General features: G+C 34.5%; 20 protein-coding genes. 13 read left to right on the plus strand and 7 right to left on the minus strand.

Translation table 11 applies throughout. The features are described 5' to 3' along the window. Positions 1–168: 168 nt before the first annotated feature. Entirely contained in the window at positions 169–405 is a 237-nt protein-coding gene (locus tag DN389_RS08020) for a hypothetical protein (protein WP_000283744.1), read from the minus strand. 97 nt (positions 406–502) lie between these two features. Then, positions 503–1,360, minus strand: a complete 858-nt coding sequence (locus DN389_RS08030) for a metallophosphoesterase (protein WP_046956442.1) — start codon at positions 1,358–1,360, stop codon at positions 503–505. Positions 1,361–1,604: 244 nt separating this feature from the next. On the opposite strand from DN389_RS08030, the gene fadH reads away from it, so the two are divergent. The 3 genes from fadH (at position 1,605) to DN389_RS08045 (ending at position 4,513) form a co-directional block, all read left to right on the plus strand. Beyond that, positions 1,605–2,369: a 2,4-dienoyl-CoA reductase gene (gene fadH, locus DN389_RS08035; protein ID WP_000660912.1), complete on the plus strand. Its 765-nt coding sequence runs from the start codon at positions 1,605–1,607 to the stop codon at positions 2,367–2,369. Positions 2,370–2,624: 255 nt separating this feature from the next. Beyond that, positions 2,625–3,842 carry an EAL domain-containing protein gene (locus DN389_RS08040; RefSeq protein WP_046957433.1) on the plus strand — a complete coding sequence of 406 codons (1,218 nt, stop codon included), beginning with the start codon at positions 2,625–2,627 and terminating at the stop codon, positions 3,840–3,842. 182 nt (positions 3,843–4,024) lie between these two features. Then, a complete protein-coding gene (locus DN389_RS08045) occupies positions 4,025–4,513 on the plus strand; it encodes a DUF3993 domain-containing protein (protein WP_088123326.1) in 489 nt (162 codons plus the stop codon). Positions 4,514–4,630: 117 nt separating this feature from the next. Here the strand turns inward: DN389_RS08045 and DN389_RS08050 are convergent, their stop codons facing one another. Beyond that, positions 4,631–4,867 (minus strand): glutaredoxin family protein, encoded by a 237-nt coding sequence (locus DN389_RS08050; protein ID WP_001225788.1) that lies wholly within the window; start codon positions 4,865–4,867, stop codon positions 4,631–4,633. Between the two features lie 233 nt (positions 4,868–5,100). Here DN389_RS08050 and DN389_RS08055 point away from each other — a divergent pair, with 233 nt between their 5' ends. From DN389_RS08055 to DN389_RS08095, 9 genes are all read left to right on the plus strand, one after another. Then, positions 5,101–5,337 carry a YkuJ family protein gene (locus tag DN389_RS08055; protein WP_000055151.1) on the plus strand — a complete coding sequence of 79 codons (237 nt, stop codon included), beginning with the start codon at positions 5,101–5,103 and terminating at the stop codon, positions 5,335–5,337. Positions 5,338–5,775: 438 nt separating this feature from the next. Next, positions 5,776–6,294 (plus strand): ribonuclease H-like YkuK family protein, encoded by a 519-nt coding sequence (locus tag DN389_RS08060; RefSeq protein WP_149237009.1) that lies wholly within the window; start codon positions 5,776–5,778, stop codon positions 6,292–6,294. 108 nt (positions 6,295–6,402) lie between these two features. Beyond that, the gene (abbA, locus tag DN389_RS08065) at positions 6,403–6,594 is read left to right on the plus strand and encodes an antirepressor AbbA (RefSeq protein ID WP_000817795.1); all 192 of its coding nucleotides are present in this window, start codon (positions 6,403–6,405) and stop codon (positions 6,592–6,594) included. Between the two features lie 169 nt (positions 6,595–6,763). Beyond that, a complete protein-coding gene (gene cbpB, locus DN389_RS08070) occupies positions 6,764–7,207 on the plus strand; it encodes a cyclic-di-AMP-binding protein CbpB (protein WP_000623572.1) in 444 nt (147 codons plus the stop codon). A 141-nt stretch (positions 7,208–7,348) separates the two neighbouring features. Then, complete coding sequence (locus DN389_RS08075; RefSeq protein WP_002008407.1) at positions 7,349–8,233, plus strand: LysR family transcriptional regulator; 885 nt, start codon at positions 7,349–7,351, stop codon at positions 8,231–8,233. Between the two features lie 71 nt (positions 8,234–8,304). Further along, complete coding sequence (dapD, locus tag DN389_RS08080; protein WP_000783245.1) at positions 8,305–9,027, plus strand: 2,3,4,5-tetrahydropyridine-2,6-dicarboxylate N-acetyltransferase; 723 nt, start codon at positions 8,305–8,307, stop codon at positions 9,025–9,027. Between the two features lie 61 nt (positions 9,028–9,088). Next, the gene (locus DN389_RS08085) at positions 9,089–10,219 is read left to right on the plus strand and encodes an N-acetyldiaminopimelate deacetylase (RefSeq protein WP_000301171.1); all 1,131 of its coding nucleotides are present in this window, start codon (positions 9,089–9,091) and stop codon (positions 10,217–10,219) included. Between the two features lie 254 nt (positions 10,220–10,473). Then, positions 10,474–11,340, plus strand: coding sequence for a hypothetical protein (locus DN389_RS08090; protein WP_046956446.1), 867 nt, complete (start codon positions 10,474–10,476; stop codon positions 11,338–11,340). Positions 11,341–11,423: 83 nt separating this feature from the next. Beyond that, a complete protein-coding gene (locus DN389_RS08095) occupies positions 11,424–12,089 on the plus strand; it encodes a potassium channel family protein (protein ID WP_000504032.1) in 666 nt (221 codons plus the stop codon). 38 nt (positions 12,090–12,127) lie between these two features. On the opposite strand, the gene rnjA is transcribed toward DN389_RS08095, so the two are convergent. Further along, positions 12,128–13,795: a ribonuclease J1 gene (gene rnjA / locus DN389_RS08100; protein ID WP_000670370.1), complete on the minus strand. Its 1,668-nt coding sequence runs from the start codon at positions 13,793–13,795 to the stop codon at positions 12,128–12,130. Positions 13,796–13,799: 4 nt separating this feature from the next. After that, the gene (locus DN389_RS08105; protein ID WP_000576445.1) at positions 13,800–14,012 is read right to left on the minus strand and encodes a DNA-dependent RNA polymerase subunit epsilon; all 213 of its coding nucleotides are present in this window, start codon (positions 14,010–14,012) and stop codon (positions 13,800–13,802) included. A 547-nt stretch (positions 14,013–14,559) separates the two neighbouring features. Between DN389_RS08105 and DN389_RS08115 the strand changes: the two genes are divergently transcribed. Continuing rightward, a complete protein-coding gene (locus tag DN389_RS08115; protein WP_060488397.1) occupies positions 14,560–15,333 on the plus strand; it encodes a Cof-type HAD-IIB family hydrolase in 774 nt (257 codons plus the stop codon). Between the two features lie 59 nt (positions 15,334–15,392). Here DN389_RS08115 and def read toward each other — a convergent pair whose 3' ends face one another. Continuing rightward, positions 15,393–15,947 (minus strand): peptide deformylase, encoded by a 555-nt coding sequence (gene def / locus DN389_RS08120; protein ID WP_000957060.1) that lies wholly within the window; start codon positions 15,945–15,947, stop codon positions 15,393–15,395. 164 nt (positions 15,948–16,111) lie between these two features. Then, entirely contained in the window at positions 16,112–16,258 is a 147-nt protein-coding gene (locus DN389_RS08125) for a YjcZ family sporulation protein (RefSeq protein ID WP_000274561.1), read from the minus strand. Positions 16,259–16,696: the final 438 nt, after the last annotated feature.

The following is a 16,696-nucleotide window of genomic DNA, read 5'->3' on the forward strand; positions in this document are numbered from 1 at the left end:
TGTCCCGTTTTCGGGGTTCATTTCATTTTAAGAGGTTTTTTTACTTTGTTCTCTACTTATTATACATTCTCTAAATAGAAGGATGCGTAGAGAGAATAGTTTTTATTATAAGCATGTTAATGGATCAGTTAAGAGAGGGAATAACATTGGTAGAATTGTTGGAGTACATTAATAATAGAATGGTTGTTGACAAGGTCCGCCATAACAAGGATAAGGTGTTGGCGGTGGGAAAGGTGGTGGATATGGTGGGTAATACGGTCTAGGACCGAAAGCTAATGCTCCACCGAGCAGTCCACCAGCAATCCCAGCTAGAAATGGAACACCAAAAAACGGAAAGAAGCGTGAGTCGCCTACTGGACCAATAGGTGCTGAACGGACTGGGATTGGTTGATAATATGGATACATGAACAAACCTCCTTTATTGGACTCATTTTTATCATATGGTAAATGAAACGTGGATGAGCGCGTACAAGAAAGGATATGTAAGAAAATAGGCGAATTATTACGAATGTTGGAGCGTAAAAATTGTAATTTCAGGTTTTGCCATAAATCGGAATGGGACGCGTGTTCTGCCAAGACCTCGATTGACATAGAGAGCTAAATCTTGAATCGTATAGAAACCTTCAACATAGTTTTTAGCAAGTGATGGGGTAATAATAGCACCTAAAAAGGGAATTTGTACTTGTCCGCCATGGCTATGACCAGAAAGTTGTAAGTTAACTGGATATTTAGCGATTTGTGGTGCAATATCTGGCTCGTGAACAAGAACAATGTTATAAGTGTTTTGCCTCGCGTGCAGTAGTGTTTCTTCTATTTTGGGTTTGCCTAGTAGTATATCATCAAGACCGAAAATTGAAATTTCACTATTATCCAGTAGACGAATTCTCTTTTCGCTATTTAGTAGTAGTTCAAATCCAGATTCACGCATGATGTGCTCGTAGTATTCCGTTCCATATCCGCCGTGATCATGGTTACCATAAATAGAAAATTTACCGAAGGGTGCTTGTATATTTTTTAAAATAGATGGAACGAAAGGAGTGTCAGTATATGTTTGATAATTATCAATGAGATCACCAGTGAAAAGAACAATGTCAGGTTTTACAGCATTAATTTTAGAAACGATTTGAGATAAATGTTGGAGAGAGAAATAGTATCCGAGATGTAAATCGCTAAATTGAAGAATCTTCATACCATGAAAACTTTTGGGTATGAGTTGTGATGTAAGTGTATGCTCTGTAAAAGAGAGTAAATGAGGCTCAATATATTTAGCGTAATAGTATCCGATGCTAGTGGTTATAAATGAATATAGACAAGTGCGCATTCCGGCTTTAAAAAAATCTCTTCTTGTAATTTTCTTCATAAAAATATGAGTATACCTATTTAACTTATATCACATGTTTTCGTTACATTTATAGGTTACTCAAATCTCCTTTCAGTTTATTTAAAATATATTTTAAATAATAAAAAAGTAGTATAGATTACGAAAGAAACGAATAAAAAGAAACCTCTTTACGTTAAAATATCAGAAAAGTTTAAAAATATAAAGATTTCTATTAAATAAAATGATAAAATGAATGTGTATTCATTTTTGGGAGGGGATGTATGTGAAAGAAAAGGTAGTTATTATAACAGGTGGATCAAGCGGAATGGGAAAAGGAATGGCGACCCGTTTTGCAAAAGAAGGGGCACGAGTTGTTATTACAGGACGTACAAAGGAAAAACTAGAGGAAACAAAGTTGGAAATTGAACAATTTCCGGGGCAAGTATTACCCGTACAAATGGATGTAAGAAATACTGATGACATTCAGAAAATGATTGAAGAGATTGATGAGAAGTTTGGTCGAATTGATGTTTTAATAAACAATGCAGCTGGAAACTTTATTTGTCCAGCAGAAGATTTATCCGTGAATGGCTGGAATTCAGTCATTAATATTGTATTAAACGGTACATTTTACTGCAGCCATGCTGTCGGAAAATATTGGATTGAAAAAGGTATAAAAGGGAATATCATTAACATGGTAGCAACATATGCATGGGATGCAGGTCCGGGAGTTATTCATTCGGCTGCAGCGAAGGCTGGAGTATTAGCAATGACGAAGACACTCGCTGTTGAGTGGGGCCGTAAATATGGAATACGAGTTAACGCTATCGCGCCAGGACCAATTGAACGTACGGGCGGTGCTGATAAATTATGGATTTCAGAAGAAATGGCTAAGCGTACGATACAAAGTGTTCCGCTTGGAAGACTGGGCACGCCAGAAGAAATTGCAGGTCTAGCTTATTATTTATGTTCAGATGAAGCTGCGTACATAAATGGAACTTGCATGACAATGGATGGAGGACAACATTTACATCAATATCCATTTTAAAAGGGATAAGAAAATGAATGTTTGATTCATATTCTTACGGTTAAATGTGACGGAATTGTGACATGTGAAAGAAAAGTGTTTACAAGAGGTCATATATACGTTATATTTAAGACCTCTTTTTTCTTCATAGTAGAATTGCTAATTCCCCTTAGCATTTTACCCCTCTAATCCCTTCAGGAAAACTGAAGGGATTTTTTATTATTTTTCCGTAAATATCATGTTATAATTTTTGAAAAGTAAAGGGAGGGAAGCGCGTTGATAGATGCATTAGATGTAATGAGTAACTTGGATAAAGTCCTTCCTTATTATCAAGCTATTTTTAGTGCTGATGAGCATACTGTAATTGGATATGAAGTAGTAGGACGTATTCAAACAGAAGAGGGCATACAAAGTCTAGCTTCTTTCTTTCATGATGATTCTATTCCGAGTGAGTTTCAACTGGAAGCGGATAACATTATAGTAGAAAAAGCTTTAAATCGTTATTTAGAAAGTGATCAAAAACTATTATTATTTATACATCGGAATGCTAACGTATTAATGAACGATGATGATGAAAGTTTACTTCAACTTTTATTGATGTATGAAGAGCAAGGTTTAAATTTGAAACACATTGTTTTAGAAATTACAGAACATGAATGTCAAGAAGATATAGAGCAATTTAATCATTTGCTTATGTATTATCGTACATATGGTATTCAAATTTCGATTAATAAAGTCGGAACGGGTACAAGTAATTTAGAACGTATTAGCGTGTTAGCACCGGATATTTTAAAAGTAGATTTAACAAACTTAAGGCAAACTGCACTTTTACAATCTTATCAAGATATTTTATATTCTTTATCATTACTTGCTAGAAGAATTGGTGCAACATTGTTATATGAAGAAATAGATGCTTTTTATCAACTACAATATGCTTGGAAAAACGGTGGTAGATATTATCAAGGGAATTATTTGAAAGAGTGCTTACCTGATTTTATTGAAACGAACGTTTTGAAAGAACGACTTGGTAATGAGTGTCATCAATTTATTCAACATGAGAAGAAAAAGTTACAAAAGATTTATAATTTAACAGAAATGTTACGTGATCGAATTGGTGATGTTCTAGCCAAACAGAAAAAGAATGAAGATATAAATGATTGGTTATTACAATTTAGCCAAAGTGTATCACAGTGTAGTTTTCGCATATTTATTTGTAACGAAGATGGTTTCCAACAATCAGGAAACGTTATGAAAAAAGATGGGGAATGGATTGTGATGCCTGAGTATTATATGAAGAACTGGAGTTGGCGTCCGTATTTTCTAGAAAACATTATGAAAATGCGTTTTGAGAATAAGGCAAGACTTTCAGATTTATATGCTGATATTGAAACCGGTGAGATGGTACGAACATTTTCCTTCCCAATTGATGATGAAAACTTTTTATTTATAGATTTATCGTATGAATATTTATATGAAGAAGATGTTTTATTTTAATGCACGAAGAGATTCGTGCATTTTTTGTTTGTTTTTATCATAAATTGGTAATAGTGAAAATGGTGATGAAAATGCTGTCTATCGTTGTAAAGATTTTACGAACGAAACCACCCCTGTCTTTGCATAATCATTGTTACAATGAATACTACAAAGACAAGTTTTCATAAAAGGAAGGTGAAAAAATGAGGAAATATGGAATATGGTTAGTTCTATTTGTATGCGTTGCCTTTCTAGTTGGTTATAGTGTCACAACTGTTTTAGGAAAAGAGGAAGCGAAAGTCGATCGGGAAGAAGTGTTTACAACGATACAAAAGGGCTATGAAACCCAATTTTCAATTCGTGGGAAGCATTTGCCGATGAATAAGATGATAGAAACGTTATCACCATATTTTACAGAGAATTTCCTTCAAGTATTTACAGATGAAAATAGTAGAAGTGATAAACAAAGTGGTGAATATTTACTTCCATCAAAAGAAGCGCCGTTTTCTTTTCATTCAGAAACGAAAATGTCATATGATGAAGAGCATAAAATTTTATATGTATATGAGCGGGCAAAAAGTGGACAATATCATATTGTAACATTGCAAAGAGATCAAGGGAAATGGAAATTGGCCGGATATCATGAAAGCCAAGAACTTTTAACTGAAATAAAACGATTACAACAATTATAAAGTGAAACTGTAATTGGTGGGGGATGTTCATCTCTCACTGATTAATAGCTCGCACCAATCGGGCTATTACTGCCCACAAATAGTGGGATAAAAATAAGAATAGGTCTTTACCTATTCTTATTCAATATTGAGTAGCTGTTGTAATTTTTCAATTTGAAAACCAGCAACAACTTCTCCATCAATTACAACTGTTGGAGTTGAATACGAATCATAGTCGTATAAAAGACGATTGCGTGCAGCAGCGTCTTTTTTTACGTCAAATTCTTCATATACAACGTTATTATGCTTTAAAAATTCTTTCACAATGACACATGGCGGACAATCAGGTTGTGTGTAAACCTCAATTTTTCTCATTGTAATTCCTCCTTTTTTCTGTTTTTTATTATATTCTTCCAGTATAAAAATCGCAATAAAGAAGGGAAAAGATGTTCTTTCTGTTTTTTCCTTCGCATTTCGACAAATTTTTAGTTGAGTTTCTGGCCAATAACCTTTATCCTAGACTGTGGAACATTTTTTCTGTTATGACGGATAGAATGAGTATAGCTGTAAAACCTATTGGTAGGAAGATCAGAGAAAGGAGAGATTTCATGTCTCTACTCCAAGGAATTTTAACTCGACTTGTTAGTCTACAAGAACAAGCTGAAAGCGGTGAAGTAGCACAACGCTATTTTGAAGTGAACGGTGAGCGCAAATGTAGCGTGAAATTTTTCGATAAAAGTGAAATGTATGAGTTAGAAGTGTATCAACAAGGTGAAAAACCTCAAGTGTATCAATTCGATAATATCGATATGGTTGCAATTGAGATTTACGATATCATTTCTTGATACATATAAAAAAGGTGTTGCCATATGGCAACACCTTTTTTAGTTCTATTACTTTTTAGCATATAGGTATAGGGATTTTTCATTTTTCCTACAATGGTAATAAAGTGAAATTGTAATCAGTAGGGCTTCTTCGTCCTATACTGAATATTAGTCATCACCAATTGGTTGTTTACAGATAGCAAAAGCGAGATAAAAATAACGAGGAGGTGTGTTGTATGGAACGTTTACCAGTTGTGGTTTGTCCTAAATGTCACAATTCTGCTGAGATTATTCATGTATTAACGGCTCAATCGAATCAAAATGTAATTTATACGTGCAAGTTTGCCATTATGTAATTCGAAATATTGAAACGAATAAAGGATAGGAAGTTATAATTTTTATTTTTGTCCCATACAATGAGAATACGAAAAGTCTGTCTAATTGAAAGGACGTGACTATGTGGCCGGTGAACATACATTTTATAATGTTTCAGAGAGACATTTAAATTTTGATATGGTCTTTAGGCGTATTTGCAGTTTCATTGAAAAGGATCCACGAAATTTATATCGTTTATCCATTGGGACAGACTCACAAGCACATCAAAAGGATACGAGGTTTATTACGGCAATTCATATTCATCGCGTTGGAAAAGGTGCCTGGGGGTGTTTACACCATAAATCAGTAAAAGATAAGCCAGCAACTTTACGTGAGAAAATATATTTAGAAACGCAGTTTAGCCAAGAAATTGCATGTCTATTTACTCCGAACCATATACAAACAATATGGGATTTATTGCATCCATATGCTCAAGAGGGAGCTGGATTTATAATGGAAATTCACTTGGATATCGGAAATGATGGTTTAACAAAAGAATTTATTCTAGATATGACAGCGAAAATTCAAGCGATGGGATTAACAGCAAAAATTAAGCCAGATGCTTATGCGGCGTTTAGTTATGCAAATCGATATACGAAATAAAAAACAATTTTTATATATCCTTCGCTAAAAACTGAATATTACATCTATTAAATAGGCTGGAAATTATATATAATAAGAGTAACGATGCGAGTATAAGGAGAGGGGTATATGAAAAGGGAATTTGTTTTAACAGAAGAAGAAGAGAGTTTGTTACTAGATATTCTATTTCAGCAAAATTATGCGAGTGAAATTTTATCTGTGGAAATTACAGATATTGAGAATGGTTTAAAACAGACAGATGTGACACAATATAAAAAAATCACAAGGTTATTTTACAGATTAAAAAATAAGGGGTATTAAGCGCTACCGGAATGGTAGTCTTTTTTTTGTGTTGTATGCTAAAATAGCTGTGTAATTTTGTTTTTATTGAAATAAAGTAAGGACAAAATAATAATATGAAAACGCTGTCATAAAATATGAATAGATTCGGTGATTAAAAGTAGGGAAAATGGAAAATGGGGGATGTAATATGATTAGTATTCCGAAAGACGAGTTTCAACAAATTTTTGTGAAAGATTTAATGATTTCATCAGAAAAAGTAGCACATGTCCAAATGGGGAATGGTTTAGAGCATGCTTTACTCGTTCTTGTGAAATCTGGATACTCGGCGATACCTGTTTTGGACCCGATGTATAAATTGCATGGGTTAATTAGTACTGCCATGATTTTAGACGGTATGTTAGGGCTGGAACGTATTGAGTTTGAAAGACTTGACGAAATGAAAGTAGAACAGGTGATGAAGGAAGACATTCCGGTTCTTAAGTTAGAAGATTCGTTTGCAAAAGCTTTAGAAATGACAATTGATCATCCTTTTATTTGCGCTGTCAATGAAGATGGGTATTTTGAGGGGATTTTAACACGTCGGGCTATTTTAAAATTGTTGAATAAAAAAGTAAGGCAACATAATCGATAATGTGAGAAAAGTGACTTCATAGAAGCGGAGAAGTCACTTTTTTTCGTGCATATCAGTTGTGTATGTATTATATTTAAAAAGATAAAAAATATAAGAGTATATAGTTAAATTAAGGATGAAAAGCTTATTGAGATAAGGTGTATGGAAGCTAAGGAAAGAGGGAGAAAGTTGCAAATTGATGATTTTCAAATGATGGTTGTGTTAGCTCAGGAATCAAATATGAGAAAAGCGGCGGAACGTTTATTTGTTTCACAACCTGCGCTTAGTCAACGATTACAATCTATGGAGAAACAATGGGGAATGAAGTTTTTTATTCGCTCACAAAAAGGATTGACAATTACACCTGAAGGGGAAAAAGTCGCAAATTATGCAAAAGAAATGCTACAAAAGGAAGAGGATATTAAAAGTGAGCTAGCTGTTTTTAGAACAGAAACTCACGGAACGTTAAAAATAGCTGTTGCATCAGTTATTGGTCAATATTGGCTTCCTCCTGTTTTGAAGAAGTTTGTACATAAATACCCTTCTGTGAAAATATCGCTGTTTACTGGCTGGAGTAGTGAAGTGCAAAAGCAATTTTATGAAGGGGACGTTCATGTTGCTATATTGAGGGGAACACAAGAATATAAAGGTCAGAAGCAACAATTATTTGAAGATGAACTTTATTTAGTGGATAAAGAAATAAAAGATATTACGATGTTAAAAGAAACAAATAGACCATTTATTCAATTTAAAAGTGATTCGACTTATTATGGACAAATACAAAATTGGTGGTATGGTTTATTTTCTAATCCACCTAAGAGAACAATTGTGGTTGATCAAATTGAGACTTGCAAACAACTCGTTTTAAATGGTATAGGTTATGCTCTTTTACCTTCTACTGTTTTAAAAGAAGTACAGGAAAATATGTATAAAACACCTGTTCAATTAACGAGAGAAACATGGTTATTGACGAGTGAATCGGCCAGACAATTGAAGCAAGTAAGGGCATTTTTAGAAATTATAGAAGAAATTCAAATGGAAAAATAGGATTATTATCTTGCTACTCGCTCTATCGTTTGGTAGAGTAACATTATAAATGGATTTAGGAGGCAACAAGAATGAAAATGATGGACGCTAACGAAATTATTTCGTTTATTCAAAAAAGTGAAAAGAAAACTCCTGTAAAGGTATACATAAAAGGGGATTTAAAAGAAGTAACATTCCCTGAAACGGTACAAGCATTTGTAAATAAAAAGTCTGGTGTATTATTTGGAGAATGGTCTGAAATTAAGACAATTCTTGATGAAAATAGCAAGCACATTGTTGATTACGTTGTTGAAAATGACCGTCGTAATTCTGCAATTCCAATGCTTGATTTAAAAGGTATTAAAGCTCGTATTGAGCCAGGCGCGATTATTCGTGATCACGTTGAAATCGGCGACAACGCTGTTATTATGATGAATGCAACAATTAATATCGGTGCTGTAATTGGTGAAGGTACTATGATTGACATGAACGCGGTACTTGGTGGACGTGCAACTGTTGGTAAGAACTGTCACGTAGGTGCAGGTGCAGTACTTGCAGGTGTTATTGAGCCGCCTTCAGCAAAACCAGTTATCGTTGAAGATGATGTTGTAATTGGTGCAAACGTAGTTGTGTTAGAGGGAGTTACAGTAGGTAAGGGTGCAGTTGTAGCAGCAGGAGCTGTTGTAACAGAAGATGTACCTCCATATACAGTTGTTGCCGGTACTCCAGCACGTGTAATTAAAGAGATTGATGAGAAGACAAAAGCAAAAACTGAAATTAAACAAGAGCTTCGTCAATTAAACCCAGAGAAATAAACACAAAAAAAGCGTAAGAGCATAACAGGCTCTTGCGCTTTTTATAGATAGAGGTGCAAAAATGGCAGTAAGCAAATTCGTTCAAATTCGTAGAGACTTACACAAAATACCGGAAATTGGATTTAAAGAGTGGAAAACACAACAGTATATTTTAGATTACATAGGAACGCTTTCGAATGAATATGTGGAAGTGAAAGTATGGAAAACGGGTGTCATTGTTAAAGTAAATGGAAAAAATCCAGAAAAAATTATCGGTTATCGCGCAGATATAGACGGTTTACCAATTACCGAAGAAACTGGATATGAGTTTGCTTCTATTCATGAAGGAATGATGCATGCATGTGGACACGATTTGCATACAACAATCGGTTTAGGCCTTCTAACAGCAGCTGTAACAGAAAGAATAGATGATGACCTTGTGTTTCTATTCCAACCAGCTGAAGAAGGGCCAGGAGGGGCTCTTCCTATGTTAGAGAGTGAAGAGTTAAAAGAATGGAAGCCGAATATAATTCTTGGTCTTCATATTGCACCTGAATACGCTGTAGGAACAATTGCCACAAAAGAGGGACTATTATTTGCGAATACATCAGAGTTATATGTTGATTTAAAAGGGAAAGGTGGACATGCAGCCTACCCGCATACTGCAAATGATATGATTGTAGCAGCAAGTCACCTTGTTACACAACTTCAATCCGTTATTAGTCGTAATGTGAATCCTCTTGATAGTGCAGTGATTACAATCGGAAAAATAACAGGTGGTACAGTTCAAAATATCATAGCAGAAAAGTCTCGGTTAGAAGGAACGATCCGAACGTTATCAGTGGAATCAATGAGGCGTGTTAAAAGTAGGATTGAGGCAATTGTTGCAGGTATAGAAGCTTCCTTCCAATGTGAAGCTGTTATTGACTATGGAGCGATGTATCATCAAGTATATAACCATGAAGTATTAACGAGAGAGTTTATGCAGTTTGTAAGTGAACAAACTGATATGAATGTAATTACATGTACTGAGGCAATGACAGGGGAAGATTTTGGTTATATGCTTCAAGAGATTCCTGGATTTATGTTTTGGCTTGGGGTAAATTCAGAATATGGTTTACACCATGCAAAATTAAAACCAGATGAAGAGGTTATTGAGAAAGCTATCGCATTTTTAGATCAATATGTAAAGTGGAAAGGAACTAGAAAGTAAACTCGCTCGCCAACTTTGCAAAAACTTACAGTGGGTACTTGTTAGTTCCAAGACGAAAACATCTTTCATATTTGTTTTGGATACACATTGGCATACAAATGGATAAAGTAATGAGCAGCGGTTTTGAGCCGCTGCTCATTATTCATTATTGCTTATTGAGAAGATGATTAGTTAACTAGCTTATATATGTTTACATTTCGTGTAGAAAGTGTGTAAAATCAAGGTGAAACATAGAAAAAAGGGTGGGGAATTACGTGCAAATTAGCAGTGCAATGTTGTGTTTCGTCTTATATGCGTATGTTATTATTGCGGCGGTGTATTTTGGGATAAGTTTTTATGCCTACCGTTTAGTAGATAATCATGAATATGACGAAACTTATAAATGGGTGAAAAGATATTTATCACCTGTATTAGAAATTATGAATGGGTTTGTGCTCTTTTTATTTATTGGATTAATTGCTTTCTCGACGAGTTTAGTAGGGAATAAAACGACATTATTTGTACTAGGTATCATTATTTTTATGTTGTTAGGGATACGGATTGGTAACACAGTGTTTTGGAATGAAAGAAAAGTAGATGGTTGGACTGGAATGTTAATCCCGTGTATGTTAGCGGCTATCGTGACAAACATAGAGCATGAGTATTATCAATTACATTTTTGGCTTATTATCGTTTTAACAATTCTTTCAGTTTTGTACATAAGTACGGTAGTACTCACATACATTGCACATGAAAAAGGTGATGTTAAAGGAACGCGCTTCTTTAGAGGGCGAGCATTATTTTGGAGTGTGCCAACGATGGCTGTTATAGGAATTATTGCGATATTAGTCAATGGATATCAATTTACTAATTGGCAACTGTTTTTAGAAAATTGGTGGATTTTCATTATTTCGTTTATCGCTTTTTTAGGTGCAACACATTATTTATTCCATCAACATCATTATATATTGGCATTGCTATTCGCATTTACACAACTATTATTTGCTTTCTTCGGACAAGAAACGTTATTATTCGTTTTTGAAACATTTAGTTCATTTGGAAATATATTTGTATTTGGTATGTTAATTTTCAGTATCGCATTTTATTTACAACAGTATTTTTATATGCAAAAACAAAAATAAGAATGATATACAGGTTTTTGTAGCAAATCTAAAGTATGTTACAATAAAAATACATAGTATTCGATGTTATTGGAGGAATTCCTGTGGGTGAAAAAGAGAAAGAATTTGCTGTCATTGGCCTTGGACGTTTTGGTGGAAGCATTTGCCGAGAACTCGCTCAATTAGGTATGGAAGTAATGGCAATTGATTCAGATGAAGATAAAATTAATGAGTTTGCAAATATAGCTTCACATGCTGTAATTGCAGATTCAACAGATGAGATGGTATTAAAAAGTCTTGGTATTCGTAATTTTGATCATGTAGTCGTTGCTATTGGAGACAATTTAAATTCAAGTATTTTAACAACATTAATTTTAAAAGAGTTAGGTGTAAAAAATATTACTGTAAAAGCTCAAAATGATTACCATGAAAAAGTGTTAAGTAAAATAGGGGCAGATCACATTGTGCACCCCGAGCGTGATATGGGAAAAAGGATTGCTAATAATATTGCATCAAGTAATGTATTAGACTATCTTGAGCTTTCAGATGAGCATAGTATTGTAGAGATTATTGCAAATAAAAAAATTGATGGTCATTCTTTAATCGAATTAGATATTCGTGCGAAGTTTGGATTGAATATTGTAGCGATTAAACGTGGTAAAGAAGTTATTGTATCTCCTCGAGCTACGGAAAATATTCAAGCGGGAGATATATTAATTGTAATTGGTCATGACGATGAAGTAGATCGTTTTAAACACTTTTTAAGATAAGAGAAAAGGACAATACCATGAAGGTATTGTCCTTTTTCTTATATTTCCATAATGATTGGTAAAATCATTGGGCGACGTTTCGTTTTCTCATATAGGAATGGTGCTAATGTGTCTGTAATTTCATTTTTAATTTCAGACCATTGTGTTGTTTTACGCTCCATTACTTTTTCTAAATGAGTTGTAATTAATGTTTGAGCATCATTAATTAAATCACTACTTTCGCGCATATACACGAAACCACGTGAGATAATATCAGGTCCTGCTGCAACTTTAAACTCTTTCATATCAATGCTTACAACTACAATAACAAGTCCTTCTTCAGAAAGAATACGACGATCGCGTAACACGATATTACCGATATCTCCAATACCATTTCCGTCAATATAGACAGATCCAGATGGTATTTTACCAGCTACGCTTGCTTCATCAGAACGAAGAGCAAGAACATCACCATTATCCATGATGAAACAGTTTTCTTCTGGAATACCACAATCGTTTGCTAACTTCATATGCATACGTTGCATGCGGTATTCACCATGAATTGGCATGAAATACTTCGGTTTAATTAGACGAAGCATTAGTTTTTGTTCTTCTTGTCCACCGTGTCCACTCGTATGAATGTTTGACAGTTTTCCGTGGATTACATCAGCACCAGCACGATACAACATGTTAATTGTACGGCTTACACTAATTGTATTACCAGGGATTGGTGAAGAAGAGAAAACAACTGTGTCGCCAGGAATGATTTGAATTTGACGATGAGTACCATTAGCAATACGTGAAAGTGCTGCCATTGGCTCACCTTGACTACCTGTACATAAAATAACAACTTTATTAGCCGGTAGGCGGTTTAGTTGAGCTGTATCTATGAATGTATCCTTCGGACAGCGAATATAACCAAGGTTTTGTCCGATTTCAATCGCCGCTTCCATACTGCGACCGAACACAGCCACTTTACGATTGTTTTCAACAGCCGCTTCAACAACTTGTTGTAGACGATGGATATTTGATGCAAAGGTTGCAAAGATAATACGACCTTCTACTTTGCGGAAAATATCTTGAATACTATCACCAACACGGCGCTCAGACATTGTAAAGTTTGGAACTTCACTGTTTGTACTGTCAGATAAGAGACAAAGTACGCCGTCTTTTCCGATTTCAGCCATTTTTGTTAAGTCCGCTGGTTCGCCGACTGGTGTGAAATCAAATTTGAAATCGCCAGTATGAACAACTTGTCCTTGAGGTGTTTTCACAACAACTCCGTATGAATCTGGGATACTGTGAGTTGTACGGAAGAAGGAAACAGATGTCTTTTTAAATTTAATAACATCATCTTCTTGAATTTCATAAAGTTTTGCTTTACGAAGTAATCCGTGCTCTTCTAATTTGTTTTTGATTAGTGCAATTGCTAATTTTCCGCCATAAATCGGGATGTTTACTTGACGTAATAAGTAAGGAATTCCACCGATATGATCTTCGTGACCATGTGTAATGAATAATCCTTTAATTTTATCTTCGTTTCGCACAAAATAAGTGTAATCTGGTATTACATAATCGATTCCGAGGAGTTCGTCTTCTGGAAATTTAATTCCAGCATCAATAATAATAATTTCATCTTGAAATTGAACAGCATATGTATTTTTACCGATTTCACCAAGTCCACCTAAAGCAAAAACGGCTGCTTGATCATTCTTTAGAAATTTCATATGACTATACGATTTCCGCTAATGTTAAATCAGCGTTTTCTTTTTCATATTCAAGATGAGCACCAGTAACAGACTGAACGAACTCGATATTATATGCGAACTTATTTAATTTCTTACGAACATCCTTTTCAGACGTAGCCTCTAAATATAAAACTTTTGTATTTTCACGTACTGGAACCTCAGTCAATTTTACTTGATAAAATACTTTAAAAATCATTTGGAAAACCTCTCCTTGTCTATGTTTTGCATTATCTGTTACTTATTATAAAGCAAACAGTCACGATTTTCATGTTTTTTCGAATGAGAATGAAGAAAAAGCCCGAAATGGGCACAATTTAAGCGATTGTCTTTTTACGGACTAGATCTTTTAAATAACGCTTGAGCTTTTTCTTCAGCTTCTTCAGCATGATTACTCCTTCCTTTCCTTATTTTAAACATGCATATTACTAGTGAAAACTCCGTCTCTGATATAAGAAAGAAGACAAAAGTGAATGTTGAATCTTGTCCTTTCTCATACAGGGAAAGTTATTCTATAGTAACGATTAGTAGCCGTTAGTTATAGGTATAGTATGAGAAAGAATAGAAAAGAAAATTCATACGAACAAGTATCCACATTTTTTACTAATATATATATGCAGGTTTCATAAATAAGGTCAGAAAGTGAACGCTTTCTTCACAGATGTTTAATATGTTATACTTTTTTTTAGAATTTGAAAAGTGATAATCAAAATAGGAATATAGAGTAACGGAAAGGATTTTGACAAATGAATGATAAAATTGTCTTTTTTGATATTGATGGAACATTATTAGATCACGATAAGAAGATTCCGCAATCTACACGAGATGCAGTAAGACATTTACAAGAACAAGGTGTGCATGTAGCAATTGCGACAGGACGTGCGCCATTTATGTTTGAAGATATTCGTGAGGAACTCAATATACATAATTATGTTAGCTTTAATGGACAGTACGTTGTATTTGAAGATGAGGTAATATTTAATAACCCGTTACATCCAGCTGCCTTACATAAGTTTACTCAGTTTGCAAAACAAGAAGGATATCCACTTGTATATCTGGATCATCAAGAAATGAGAGCATCAGTAGAATATCATGATTATGTGAAAGAAGGTTTTGGAAGCTTAAACTTTGAACATCCGGCATATGAACCTGATTTCTATGAGAAACGTAATATTTATCAAACACTTCTTTTCTGTGAAGTGAATGAAGAAGAAAAGTTTATTAATCATTACCCAGACTTTCATTTTATTCGCTGGCATGCATATTCAATGGATATTATTCCGAATGGTGGTTCGAAGGCAAAAGGAATTGAGAAATTCATTGAAAAATTAGGATTTAACCGTGAACAAGTGTATGCATTTGGAGATGGCTTAAATGATTTAGAAATGATCGAAGCAGTTGGGACAGGTATTGTGATGGGGAATGGTCACGAAGACTTGAAAAAACTTGCAAATCACGTGACAAAGGATGTTAGTGAAGACGGCATATATCATGGCTTAAAATGGGCTGGATTGCTATAAGTGAATATGGAACCCATTTCATATAAAAAAGGCGGAAGATTAACTCCCGCCTTTTTTTATTATCGCTCTAGAGGTTTTGAATCGTCAGGAGCAGCAAATGGATTTTCTTTATTAATGTGGTCATAGAACATAACACCATTTAAATGGTCAATCTCATGCTGAAATACAATTGCTGGTAAACCTTTTAAACGTAATTTTACTTCTTCGCCGTTGATAGATGTTGCTTTCACTGTAATTCTTGTGTAACGAGGGACATAACCAGGTACTTCGCGGTCTACTGATAGACAGCCTTCCCCGCTTTGTAAATATGTACGTTCAACAGAATGACTAATGATTTTGGGGTTGAATAATGCATGACTATATAACGTACCGTCAGTATCAGTTACATGAACCGCAATCATTTTCTTCGAAATACCGATTTGTGGAGCCGCTAATCCGATTCCAGGGCGCAAACTATATTTTTCAGCCATTTCAGGATCTTGGCTATTTATTACAAATTCAATCATTTCTTTTAGGGCAGTTGTATCTTCTTCGCTCGCCGGCATTGATACCTCTTCTGCAACGTTTCGCAAAATAGAATCTCCTTCGCGAATTACATCTTTCATTGTAAGCATATGTAATCTCTCCTTTCTTCTTTAGTCTACCAAAGGAGGTGGAAAAAGTCATCGACAAGTAGGGAAGCACTTTGGAAAGTGTTTTACTATAGAATATTTATGTATGTAATAAAAAGAAAAGACGGCAAAGCCGTCTGTTTCTTCCATAGTTGTTTCATTTTACATTAGCGAATGCAAGCAGCACCAACGATAATTAAAAGAATAAACAACACAACGATTAAGGCGAAGCCGCGTCCAGACCCGCCACAAGAACCGCCATAACCGTAGGAAGGATTTGAACAAGTTGGATAGCAATATGAGTATCCGTACATGAGATGACCTCCTTTATCATTTCCCGCTAACACTGCGGTTACTATAATGTATGGAGGGAAGGATAGAAATGTATGGGTAATTACCTATAAAAGGAAGAAGAGTTTGTATATTTTTGCTAAGAAGAGAGAAAAACTAAAGAGAATTAAATCGTTTACATATTATTCTAAGAGAAAAAATAAGTTGAAAAGGGAATAATATAACAGTAGGTTAATGCTTACTAATACAGATGTGAAAAATAAAAACACGTTTGTGTAGAAGAAACCTGCATATTATTTATAAAAAAACGTATCCAAAGTAATTGACATCGTAATTAGAATAGTTGTAAACTAAAAAACGTGATCAAGATTGTATTAATATGTTTCTGAAAAAACATTAGTACAGATTGTTAGGTACACAAAATTATTCTCAACCGACAGATAAATTTGTTGGTTTACATT

Source organism: Bacillus sp. AY3-1 (assembly GCF_008368785.1).
GTDB classification, from domain to species: domain Bacteria; phylum Bacillota; class Bacilli; order Bacillales; family Bacillaceae_G; genus Bacillus_A; species Bacillus_A wiedmannii.